General features: G+C 32.1%; 10 protein-coding genes. 7 read left to right on the top strand and 3 right to left on the bottom strand.

What is annotated here, in order from left to right; translation table 11 throughout:
* Nucleotides 1-3: 3 nt before the first annotated feature.
* Entirely contained in the window at nucleotides 4-1,002 is a 999-nt protein-coding gene (gene obgE, locus KO494_RS07305) for a GTPase ObgE (RefSeq protein ID WP_215966937.1), read from the bottom strand.
* A gap of 106 nt (nucleotides 1,003-1,108) precedes the next feature.
* Entirely contained in the window at nucleotides 1,109-2,218 is a 1,110-nt protein-coding gene (locus tag KO494_RS07300) for an adenylate kinase (protein WP_215966936.1), read from the bottom strand.
* A gap of 446 nt (nucleotides 2,219-2,664) precedes the next feature.
* Between KO494_RS07300 and KO494_RS07295 the strand changes: the two genes are divergently transcribed.
* The 6 genes from KO494_RS07295 (at nucleotide 2,665) to KO494_RS07270 (ending at nucleotide 8,578) form a co-directional block, all read left to right on the top strand.
* On the top strand, nucleotides 2,665-3,822 hold the full coding sequence (locus tag KO494_RS07295) for a 5-(carboxyamino)imidazole ribonucleotide synthase (protein ID WP_215966935.1): 1,158 nt from the start codon (nucleotides 2,665-2,667) through the stop codon (nucleotides 3,820-3,822).
* 24 nt (nucleotides 3,823-3,846) lie between these two features.
* Nucleotides 3,847-4,326, top strand: coding sequence for a 5-(carboxyamino)imidazole ribonucleotide mutase (gene purE / locus KO494_RS07290; RefSeq protein ID WP_215967031.1), 480 nt, complete (start codon nucleotides 3,847-3,849; stop codon nucleotides 4,324-4,326).
* Nucleotides 4,327-4,676: 350 nt separating this feature from the next.
* The gene (locus KO494_RS07285; protein ID WP_215966934.1) at nucleotides 4,677-6,713 is read left to right on the top strand and encodes a M3 family metallopeptidase; all 2,037 of its coding nucleotides are present in this window, start codon (nucleotides 4,677-4,679) and stop codon (nucleotides 6,711-6,713) included.
* Nucleotides 6,714-6,808: 95 nt separating this feature from the next.
* Nucleotides 6,809-7,711 carry a TIGR01777 family oxidoreductase gene (locus tag KO494_RS07280; protein ID WP_215966933.1) on the top strand — a complete coding sequence of 301 codons (903 nt, stop codon included), beginning with the start codon at nucleotides 6,809-6,811 and terminating at the stop codon, nucleotides 7,709-7,711.
* A 47-nt stretch (nucleotides 7,712-7,758) separates the two neighbouring features.
* Nucleotides 7,759-8,313, top strand: a complete 555-nt coding sequence (locus KO494_RS07275) for a sigma-70 family RNA polymerase sigma factor (RefSeq protein ID WP_215966932.1) — start codon at nucleotides 7,759-7,761, stop codon at nucleotides 8,311-8,313.
* 13 nt (nucleotides 8,314-8,326) lie between these two features.
* Nucleotides 8,327-8,578, top strand: a complete 252-nt coding sequence (locus KO494_RS07270) for a hypothetical protein (RefSeq protein WP_252730344.1) — start codon at nucleotides 8,327-8,329, stop codon at nucleotides 8,576-8,578.
* On the opposite strand, the gene KO494_RS07265 is transcribed toward KO494_RS07270, so the two are convergent.
* The gene (locus KO494_RS07265) at nucleotides 8,546-9,385 is read right to left on the bottom strand and encodes a hypothetical protein (protein ID WP_215966930.1); all 840 of its coding nucleotides are present in this window, start codon (nucleotides 9,383-9,385) and stop codon (nucleotides 8,546-8,548) included. The genes KO494_RS07270 and KO494_RS07265 overlap by 33 nt on opposite strands.
* A 250-nt stretch (nucleotides 9,386-9,635) precedes the next feature.
* Between KO494_RS07265 and gcvP the strand changes: the two genes are divergently transcribed.
* Complete coding sequence (gcvP, locus tag KO494_RS07260; RefSeq protein ID WP_215966929.1) at nucleotides 9,636-12,488, top strand: aminomethyl-transferring glycine dehydrogenase; 2,853 nt, start codon at nucleotides 9,636-9,638, stop codon at nucleotides 12,486-12,488.
* The last annotated feature ends 89 nt before the right edge of the window (nucleotides 12,489-12,577 follow it).

Below are 12,577 nucleotides of genomic sequence, written 5' to 3'. Positions count from 1 at the left end.
CTTTTAGTTATTTAACATGTTCCAGAGTTTATCTTTAAGTTCTGTTAATCCCTTTTGAGCAACCGAAGAAATAAACATATAGTCAATTGGCAAGGTATTATCTAACTCTTCTTTTAATTCGGCTTGCAATTCTTCGTCTAACATATCACATTTAGAAATTGCTATCATACGTTCTTTATCTAGCATTTCTGGGTTGTAACGTCTTAATTCATCTAACAGAATATCATATTGTTTTTTAATATCTTCTGCATCTGCAGGAATTAAAAACAAAAGAATAGAATTACGCTCAATATGACGTAAAAAATAGTAACCAAGCCCTTTCCCTTCTGCAGCTCCTTCAATAATACCAGGAATATCTGCCATTACAAAAGTTTGAAATTCTCTGTGTTTTACAATCCCTAAGTTAGGTTTTAATGTAGTAAACTCATAATCTGCAATTTTTGGCTTTGCAGAAGTTACTACAGAAAGTAAGGTAGATTTTCCTGCGTTAGGGAAACCTACTAACCCAACATCTGCTAAAAGTTTTAACTCTAACGTGATATCTTTTTCTTCTAACGGAATTCCTGGTTGTGCATAACGAGGTGTTTGGTTGGTTGACGATTTAAAATGCCAATTACCACGACCACCTTTTCCTCCTTCTGCTATAATTCTTTCTTCTCCATCTTTTGTGATTTCAAAAAGAATCTCATTGGTTTCTGTATCTCTTACAACAGTACCTAGTGGCACTTCTACATATTGGTCTTGACCATCTGCACCAGAACTTCTACCACTACTACCATGTTCACCATGAGTAGCTCTTATGTGTCTTTTAAACTTTAAGTGTAAAAGTGTCCATAGATTAGAGTTTCCTTTAAGAATTACGTGACCTCCACGACCTCCATCTCCTCCATCTGGACCTCCTTTTTCTAAATATTTTTCGCGGTGCAAATGCGTAGATCCTTTTCCTCCATTTCCAGAAGAAACGTGCATTTTTACGTAGTCAACAAAGTTCCCTTCAGTCATAATAATTCCCCACAAAAGTGGGAATATTTTTAGTTAATTTCTTTTGTTAATAAACAGGCTTTATACCTCATGATGGTTTACAAACCACCATGAGGTATATTTTATATTAAAGCTTATCTATTACTGTATTTAATCGTTTTGTAATATCTTCAATACTACCAACTCCATCTACACCAAAATATTTATCTTGTGCTGTATAGAAGTTTTTAAGAATAGCTGTTTTAGTATAGTATTCTTTTATTCTGTTTCTAATTATGCTCTCATCTGCGTCATCTGCTCTTCCACTAGTTTTACCACGTTCTAACAAACGCTCTACTAACACTTCATCATCTACTTCTAAGGCTACCATGGCATTAATTTGAGAATCTTTACGCTTCATTAAAGCGTCTAAAGCTTCTGCTTGTGCATTGGTACGCGGAAAACCATCAAAAATAAAGCCTTTAGCATCTGCATTTTTTTCTACTTCTGCTTCTAACATATCTATAGTCACTTGATCTGGCACTAATTCTCCTTTATCCATAAAAGATTTAGCTAGCATACCTAAAGCTGTTTCGTTTTTTATATTAAAACGAAACACATCTCCTGTAGAGATATGTACTAAATTATAGGTTTCTTTTAAAAAGTTAGCTTGTGTTCCTTTTCCTGCTCCAGGAGGTCCAAATAGGACTAAATTTGTCATGTGTTGTGTTGTTTTTAATTGATATATTTCTGGTAAATCTCTTCCTAAATTATTATAATCTAAACCATAGCCAACTATAAATTTATCTGGAATTTCTATACCAACATAATGAAGTTTAAAATCTTTTTTATATGCCTCTGGCTTAAAAAACAAGGTAGCAATAATTAGAGATTTAACGTTTTCATTTTCAAAAATCCTATGTACTTCTGCTAGTGTTTTTCCAGAATCTATAATATCTTCCAGAATTACAACTGTACGTCCTGTTAAATCTTGCGTTATACCAATTAATCTCTGTATGTCTTCTGTAGATTTTAACCCTTCATAAGAAGCCAGTTTTATAAAAGTAACTTCACAAGGTTTTGGGTATTTTTTTACAAAATCACTAACCAACATAAAAGATCCATTTAAAATACCTATAAATACAGGCACCTCATCTCCTAAGTCAGCAGCAATATCATCCGCCATTTTTTGCACTGCTGCATCAATTTTTTTAGCAGAAATAAATGGCTTAAAATATAAATCGTCGAGCTTAATCATGTAAGTCTAACTTGTTTTTTATTAATTTCTAGCAAAGATAATCTTTTAGTTTTAAGACAGAAGCTAGAAACTGGAAGTTTTTAAAACTACGCCTAATTTAAAACCTGAGTCTATCTAAAATTTAATTTACAGACCCCAAACTAAAGAAGAGGTTTGAAATATAAAATTAAAAGGAATATCTAAATATTTTAATAATTTTAGAAAAAAAATCATCTTTTATTTGATTTTTTAAAAGATTTGGTACGTTTTTTAGAATTCTTATTACATTTTATTAAACCAACTTATTAACCCTTAAAAAATAAACCTGAGAATGGAGTAAAAATTCATTCAAACTGTATTCAAATATTAGGTGAGACTCAGCTTTTAAGTGTATTTTTGTAAAACAAATCGACTTTTAAAACAAATGTTTCATTAAAAAACAAATTTTCGCTTTCGCGGAAAAACTTATGAATTATTTTTCTTCAAATTTTAAACTTGGTATTCTTGGTGGCGGACAACTTGGAAAAATGCTATTGACCGAAACTAGAAAACTAGATATTTATACTTGTATTTTAGATAGCAATACCGAAGCTCCTTGCAAAATAGGAAGTAATGAATTTCACCTAGGAAGTCTAATGGATTTTGACACTGTTTATCAATTTGGTAAACAAGTAGATGTACTAACCATAGAAATTGAAAATGTAAATATAGACGCTCTTGAAAAATTAGAAAAAGAAGGAGTAACTGTTTTTCCTGCTTCTAAAACACTTCGTATTATTCAAAATAAAGCAAAACAAAAACTATTTTATGTAGACAAAAACCTACCTACTGCTCCGTTTTCTCGTTTCGCCTATGTTTCAGAAATTGAAGATGCAATAGACAATGGTGGCTTAAAATTCCCTTTTGTATGGAAAGCTGCTCAGTTTGGTTATGATGGTAATGGTGTAAAAGTGGTTAGAAACCTAAACGATTTAAACGAGTTACCAAAAGGAGAATGTATTGCTGAAGAGTTGATTCCTTTTAAAAATGAATTAGCTGTCATTGTTTCTAGAAACGCTAAAGGAGAAGTAAAAACTTTTCCTGTGGTAGAAATGGAATTTCACCCAGAAGCTAACCAAGTAGAATATGTAATTTGTCCTGCTAGAATTGCCCCTGAAATTGCTAAAAAAGCAGAACTTATTGCTTTAAAAACATCGGAAGCTTTTAAACATGTTGGCCTATTGGCTGTAGAAATGTTCTTGACGCAAGACAATGAGATTTTAATAAATGAAGTAGCACCAAGACCTCACAATTCTGGGCACCAAACTATTGAAGCAAATTACACCTCACAATTTGAACAACACATAAGAGCTATTTTAAATCTACCATTAGGAAACACTACAAATAAAGCTGGTGGTATTATGGTTAACCTTGTTGGTGCAGAAGGCTACACAGGTAATGTTATTTACCAAAACATAGAAGAAATTATGAATATGGAAGGCGTAACACCACATATTTATGGTAAAAAAGAAACACGCCCTTTTAGAAAAATGGGACACGTAACCATTGTAAATAAAGATATAAACGAAGCTCGTAAAATTGCCGAAAAAGTTAAAAACACAATTAAAGTAATAAGTAAACAATAAAACAATCTTCAAATATTTAAAACAATTATGAAAGTAGGAGTAATCATGGGAAGCAAAAGTGATCTTCCAGTAATGCAAGAAGCAATAGACATTTTAAAAGGATTTGATATACAAGTAGAAGTAGATATAGTTTCTGCTCACAGAACACCTGAAAAAATGTTTGATTACGGAAAAAATGCACATAAAAATGGTATTGCTGTAATTATTGCTGGAGCTGGTGGAGCTGCTCATTTACCAGGAATGATAGCTTCATTATCCCCTTTACCTGTAATTGGTGTTCCTGTAAAAAGCAGTAATTCTATAGATGGTTGGGACTCTGTTTTATCTATTCTGCAAATGCCAGGAGGAGTTCCAGTTGCAACTGTAGCTTTAAATGGTGCAAAAAACGCAGGAATACTTGCAGCACAAATTATCGGCACATCAGACACTTGTGTATTAGATAAAGTAATTGCTTATAAAGAAGGCTTAAAGATAAAAGTAATAGATTCTGCAAAAGGCCTATAACCCAATAACCCCAAGATAAATCTTGAGGTTATATCGCTATTAATCAATTTCTTAAACATGAGACACTAATCTCATATGAAAAAACTTAATGTAAAGATTAAATTAATTCAAATTGTTTTATATTAAATATGATGATTTTTATTTTTTTTCGACAAAACGCAAATAAATAAGATAAAGTGTATTTATTTTATTTTTTAAACAAAAAAAACCTTGATTTGCATCAAGGTTTTTAGCTATTAATCAATAATTTTAACAATGAGTAACCAGCTCTTATGAAAAAATCAATACAAAGATATATATAAAGGTTTTTGCAATCTAAACTTAACACACTTTTAACATAAAATTAAATAATGAACAAGAATATACTTACAGAAAAGTTTACAACAGCATTTCAAACGGCTCCTTTTTCTGAAATTGCTACTAAAGATTTTCTTCCAGCTTTTAAACTATGCATAAAAAACGCAAAAGCAGAAATAGATACTATAATTAAAAACCCTGAGACTCCTAACTTTAAAAATACCATTGAGGCTCTAGATTTTTCTGGCGAACAATTAGATAGAGTATCTAGCATATTCTTCAATCTTAACTCGGCAGAAACCAATGAAGAAATTCAAAAAATAGCACAAGAAGTTTCTCCTTTACTTTCAGAGTTTGGAAATGACATTACACTTAATCAAGATTTATTTGAACGTGTAAAAACAGTTTACAACAACAAAGCAGCTATAGAGCTAACTACAGAACAAGAAACCCTTTTAGATAAAAAATATAAAAGTTTTTCTAGAAACGGAGCAAATCTTCCTGAAGATAAAAAACAAGAACTTAGAGAAATTGACAAGCAGTTAAGTAAATTAAAGTTACAATTTGGCGAAAATGTATTAGCAGAAACTAATAAATTTGAAATGCTAATTACCAATGAAGATGACTTAGCAGGATTACCAGATGGAGCTAAAGAAGCAGCAAAGCAATTGGCAGAATCTAAGCAAAAAAAAGGCTGGCTAATTACTTTAGATTACCCAAGCTATATTCCGTTTATGACGTATGCAGATAATCGTGAGTTACGTAAAAAACTATCTTTAGCTGCAGGAAGTAAATCCTTTAAAAACGACGATTTAGACAATCAAGATATTGTTTTACAAATAGCAACACTTCGTTATAAAAGAGCTAATCTTTTAGGTTATAAAACACATGCGCATTTTGTTCTAGAAGAACGCATGGCTAAAACACCAGATAAAGTAAAAAGCTTTTTAAATGAATTATTAGAAAAAGCAAAACCTGCTGCAGATAGAGAATACGCTAACCTAGAAAGTTTTGCTAAAGAGCTAGATAATATAGACACTTTACAAAAATGGGATTCTGCTTATTATTCCGAAAAGCTAAAACAAAAACTTTTTAATTTAGATGACGAACAACTTAAACCATACTTTAAACTAGAAAACGTAATTGAAGGTGCTTTTACTATTGCTAATAAATTGTTTGGTTTACAATTTGAAGAAATTCATACAATAGACAAATACCATGAAGATGTATTAACCTATAAAGTAAAAGATGATAATGGCGAATTAGTTTCTATTTTCTATGCCGATTTCTTTCCTAGAAAAGGAAAAAGAAATGGTGCCTGGATGACAAGCTACAAATCACAAAGCATTAAAAACGGAGTAAACGACAGACCACATGTTTCTATTGTTTGTAACTTCACCAAACCTACAAAAAGCAAGCCTTCACTTTTAACGTTTAATGAAGTGACTACATTATTTCACGAGTTTGGTCATGCATTACATGGTATGCTTGCTAACACAACTTACCCAAGTTTATCTGGTACTAGTGTTTACTGGGATTTTGTAGAACTACCTAGTCAAGTTTTAGAAAACTGGTGTTATGAAAAACAAGCTCTAGAACTTTTTGCAAAACACTATGAAACTGGTGAAGTGATTCCTATGGAATTGGTAGACAAAATAAAAGAATCTGCAACTTTTCATGAAGGTATGCAAACACTACGACAAATTAGTTTTGGCTTGTTAGACATGTCTTGGCATGCTATAAACCCTTCTAATATTAAAAATGTAAAAGCACATGAAAAAGATGCTTTTGTCGACACGCAATTGTATCCAGATGTAGCAGAAAACTGCATGAGTACTGCATTTTCACACATTTTTCAAGGAGGTTATTCTTCCGGATATTACAGTTACAAATGGGCTGAAGTATTAGATGCTGATGCTTTTGAGTATTTTAAAGAAGAAGGTATCTTCAATAAAGCTGTAGCAAACAAATTTAAAGACAACGTTTTAAGTCAAGGAGGTACAGAAAATCCAATGACACTTTACAAGCGCTTTAGAGGACAAGAACCAAAACCAGAAGCCTTATTAAAAAGAGCTGGATTGATTAAGTAATTCAGTAAGAAACTAAATATTCTATGCAGAATATTTAGTTTCTTCTTTTACATTTTAGTATTTTCATTTTACAGCATCACCAAACAAAAACTTATATGAAAACAATACTAATAGCAGGAGGAACCGGATTTATTGGTAAAACCTTAGAAAAGCATTTTTCTAAAAAAGGCTTTTATGTTAAAATATTAAGCAGAAATCCAAAACGGGATAACGAAATCCTTTGGGATGCAAAAACCTTAGAAGGCTCTTGGGTTTCGCATCTAGAAAACTTAGATGTACTTATAAACCTTACCGGAAAAACAATCAACTGCAGATTTACAGATGCTAACAAAAAAGCAATAAAAGAATCGAGAGTTATTGCTACAGAATTACTTGGTAAAGCTATAGATTCTTGCAAAAACCCACCAAAACTATGGATGAACTCCTCCACTACCTCTATCTACAAAGAAGCTTTTACAGAAGAACAAACAGAAGACAGTACTGTATTTGGCAATGATTTTGAAGCAGAAGTAGCAACCGTTTGGGAAAAAGCTTTCTATAAAACAAAAAACCCTAAAACAAGAAAAATAGTAATACGTACTTCTATTGTTTTTGGCAATGATGATGGTGCATTTGTACCATTAAAAAAACTAACACAATTTGGCTTAGGAGGAAAACAAGGTAACGGAAAACAAATGGTTAGCTGGATTCATGAAACAGATTTTGCCAGAGCTGTAGATTTTTTAATACATAAAGAAGACACAAAAGGAGCTTTTAATTTTTGTGTACCAAAACCAACAGACAATGCAACCATGATGAAAGATTTTAGAAAAGCAATGCAAGTTCCTGTTGGTATTCCTAGTCCAAAATTCATATTAAAAATTGGTGCTTTTTTTATGCAAACAGAACCTGAGCTTATTTTAAATAGCAGAAATGTAGTTCCTAAAAAACTTTTAGAAAATGGTTTTAAATTTCAATTCCCAACAATTAAAGCTGCTGTAAAAGATTTAATAGATTAGATATAAATACTTTTCATTACTTTTGCTTAAACTAGCTATAAAAGTATATGCCAAATCATCAAATAGATCCTAATAAATGGATCGATTTATATTCCGATTACCTCTTTAACTACACCATTTCTCGTGTTAACGATAGAGATCTGGCTAAAGACTTGGTACAAGACACTTTTTTTGCTGGTTTAAAGTCAATGAAAAATTTTAAAGGAGAAGCTAGTGAACGTACCTGGCTAATCTCTATTTTAAAACGTAAAGTTATAGACCATTATCGGAAAATAAATTCTAACAAAGGAAAAGCAGAAGTACGAATGAGCTATAATAGCGATTCTGAAACCGAAGGAGATTGGCTAGAAGAACGCGTTGCAGACCCTTTTGATAAAACAGCAGAAGACACTCTTGAAAATGAAGAACTTGGTGACGCTATCTACAGTTGCTTAGACAAACTTCCTAAAAAACAAGCAACGGTTTTTAAAATGAAAACTATAGAAGGAATAGATACCGAAACTATTTGTAATGAACTGAATATTACAGCGTCTAATCTTTGGGTTATCATTCATAGAGCAAGAACAACTATGGCATCTTGTATGGAGAAAAACTGGTTTTAATATGCGTACAAAAATGAAAATACATAAAGCTTGTGAAAAAGCAAATCATGTTTGCGACAAATCACAATACAATGAAGCAACTTTTTTAGAAAAACTGAAGCTTATGCTACACTTATTATTTTGTAGCGCTTGCAGGAAATACTCAAATAACAACAAAAAACTTACAGCAACACTAGAAAACTCAAAGGTTGATTGTATGCATAAAAAAGAAAAAGAAGCTTTAAAAGAAAACCTAGAAAAAGCCATACATAAGCAACAACACTAACCATAAAATTGGTAATCCCTCTACAAAAAAAGAACTATAGTATTGGGCTTGATTCTTTTTAGAGAATAAAACAAATAAGCATGTAATTAGTGCAAACAAGGCTAATACAAATACGTTTACACTACTAGTTTGATCTTTAAAAAATTCTAAAAAGAAAAAAACAACCAATAAAACAAAACCAATAACCTTTGTTTTACGTATTCCAATACTTTGAGGTATTGTTGACAGTTTTAAACTATCAAATTGCAAATCTCTTATTTCAAAAGGAATCATTAATACTAGCACAAGAATAAATCGTTGTAAAACAGTTATAAATACATCTGCATTTAACAAAAAAGCATTATCTACTAACGGAAGCAATACAGTAGCAACAGACCAAACCAAAGCAATTACATATATCTTCAATCCGCTTATTTGTCTTAAATTCTGATTATTATCTACAAAAACATTTCTAGGCAAAAAAGGAATAGCATAAAAAAAGGTAATAACTCCAAGTATTAAAATATACACCCAAGTTTTAATTTCTAACTGAAAGGCATAATAACACAGCGCAAGAAAACAGAAAAAAGAAAACACCTGTATTACTTTTAACTTATTAGCTAAACTTCTATGATGAAACTTAGCCAAGCCAAAGTATTTCACAAAATTATAGCCTGTTATTGTTGCAAAAAAATTAAAATATAAAACTGTGGTTTCCTGAGAAATATCAAACTCAAAAAGCGTAATCCATGTTAAAGCACATACACTTAAAGCCACATGAATACTAGCATTTATATAAAAATCGAAAAAGTCTTTTACAATTCGCATAAAACAAAAATACACAATCCCTTTTACCAATAGAATATGATAAAAAAGAAAAATCAAACCTAGTAATAACAAGTACATTATCACACACTAACAAACCCTCTAAAAACCAGTGTTTTTCAGCCTATTTAATTGATAAAAAGCGTGTTCTGTTAATAACCATTTAATTTGGTTAAAAACTTTCAAATTTCAAAACTAAAAACCTTTATTATTTGCGTATTTTTGCGCCACAAAACACAACTTTTTTTTAAGAATGAATACAAACACTTTTGCACTTCGCCATATTGGTCCTAGAGAAGAAGACCAAGAACAAATGCTAAAAACCATAGGTGTAGATAATTTAGACCAACTTATTTACGAAACGATTCCAGATGACATCCGTTTAAAAAAAGACCTGGATCTAGAAAAAGCTATGAGTGAGCAAGAATACTTAGTTTACCTAAATGAGGTTGCTAAAAAAAACAAAGTATATAAAACATATATTGGTTTAGGGTATCACCCAACCATTATACCTGCAGTAATACAACGTAACATTTTAGAAAACCCAGGTTGGTACACAGCCTATACGCCATATCAAGCAGAAATTGCACAAGGTCGTTTAGAAGCACTTCTAAACTACCAAACCATGATTACAGATCTTACAGGAATGGAACTTGCAAATGCATCACTTTTAGACGAAAGTACTGCTGCCGCAGAAGCCATGAGTTTACTCTTTGCTGTTAGAGATAGAGCACAAAAAAAAGCTGGAATAAATAAGTTTTTTGTTTCAGATAACATTTTACCTCAAACCCTTTCTTTATTACAAACAAGATCTAAACCTATTGGTGTAGAGCTTGTTGTTGCAAATGAAAACACTTTTGATTTTTCTTCTGAATACTTTGGAGCAATACTTCAATACCCTGGGAAAAACGGACAAGTTACAGACATACAAGCTTTTATTAGCAAAGCAAAAGAAGCACAAATTAAAGTAGCTATTGCTGCAGACCTTTTAAGCTTAGTAAAATTAGAAGCTCCTGGTAAATTTGGAGCAGATATAGTACTAGGTACCACACAACGTTTTGGTATACCAATGGGTTATGGAGGTCCACATGCTGCATATTTTGCTACTAAAGAAACTTACAAACGCGATATTCCTGGACGTATAATTGGTATCACTAAAGACGCTAATGGAAACAGAGCTTTACGTATGGCTTTACAAACCAGAGAGCAACATATAAAACGTGATAGAGCAACATCTAACATTTGTACTGCACAAGTATTGTTAGCTGTTATGGCAGGAATGTACGCTGTATATCACGGACCAAAAGGCTTACAATTTATTGCCAATAAAGTACACAATGCAGCCGCTACTTTAGCTACATCTTTAGAAAAATTAGGATTTAAACAAACTAATACTTCTTATTTTGATACGCTTCAAATTAAAACAAAAGCCAAAAAAGTACACAAAGTCGCTAAAGACAAAAAGGTAAACTTCTTTTATCCAGATGATGAAACCGTTACTATTTCTATAAACGAAACCACTTCTGTTAAAGATATAAATACTATCATTTCTATTTTTGCTAAAGTAGCAGACAAAAAAGCATTTACAATTTCGTCTTTTACCGAAGCAAACCATATAGACAACCATTTACAAAGAACTACAGCGTTTTTAAACCTTGATGTTTTTAATTCGTACCATTCTGAAACCGAATTAATGCGTTACATAAAAAAACTAGAACGTAAAGATTTATCTTTAAATCACTCTATGATTTCTCTTGGTTCTTGCACAATGAAATTAAATGCTGCTGCAGAAATGCTACCTTTAAGCCAACCAGAATGGGGAAACATTCATCCTTTTGCTCCTTTAAAACAAGCTAAAGGATATACTACTATTTTAAAAGAACTAGAAGACCAACTTACAGAAATCACTGGTTTTGCTGCAACATCCTTACAACCTAATTCTGGTGCCCAAGGAGAGTTTGCAGGTTTAATGGTTATCAAGGCATACCACGAATCTAGAAATGACCACCATAGAAATATTTGTTTAATTCCTAGCTCTGCACATGGTACAAATCCTGCAAGTGCTGTAATGGCAGGAATGAAGGTAGTAGTTACAAAATCTACAGACGAAGGTAATATAGATGTTGAGGATTTACGTGAAAAAGCAATTTTACACAAAGATAACCTAGCCTGTTTAATGGTTACTTACCCATCAACACATGGTGTATATGAGGCTTCTATTAAAGAAATCATCAAAATTATTCATGAAAACGGTGGTCAGGTATATATGGATGGAGCAAACATGAATGCCCAAGTAGGATTAACTAATCCTGGAAATATTGGTGCAGATGTTTGCCATTTAAATCTACACAAAACCTTTGCTATTCCTCATGGTGGCGGAGGTCCTGGTGTTGGACCAATTTGTGTTGCAAAACAACTAGCTCCTTTTTTACCTGGAAACCCAATAGTAAAAACAGGAGGAAAAGACGCTATAACAGCTATTTCTGCAGCTCCTTTTGGCTCGGCTTTAGTTTGTTTAATTTCTTATGGCTATATAAAAATGCTTGGTGCAAAAGGCTTAACAGCTTCTACCAAAATTGCAATCTTAAACGCAAACTACATCAAAACCAGATTAGAAGGTCATTTTGATACTTTATACTCTGGTGAACGTGGTCGTGCAGCGCATGAAATGATTGTTGATTGTCGTGCTTTTAAAGCTAACGGAATTGAAGTAACAGATATAGCAAAACGTTTAATGGATTATGGTTTTCATGCTCCAACAGTATCTTTTCCTGTAGCAGGAACTTTAATGATAGAACCTACAGAAAGTGAAAGTAAACAAGAAATAGATCGTTTTTGTGATGCTTTAATTTCTATTAAAAAAGAAATTGATACCGCAAGCAAAGAAGACGCTAATAACGTACTTAAAAACGCACCACACACTTTAGCAATGGTAACTGCTAACGACTGGAATTTCCCGTACTCTCGTGAAACAGCTGCATACCCTTTAGATTATGTGCAAGACAATAAATTCTGGCCTAGCGTAAGACGTGTTGACGATGCGTTTGGTGACAGAAATTTAATCTGTACATGTGCTCCTATTGAGGAGTATATGGAAGTAAATTAACGGTTGAACATCGTAAATTATTGCTTTTTTAAAATTGCCTTTAATTTTTTACTGCTTATCTTAGCAGTCAAACAATTAAAGGCAATCCT

The organism is Lacinutrix sp. C3R15 (assembly GCF_018860825.1).
Taxonomy (GTDB): Bacteria; Bacteroidota; Bacteroidia; order Flavobacteriales; family Flavobacteriaceae; genus Oceanihabitans.
This window is presented reverse-complemented; position numbering and strand designations above follow the sequence as displayed.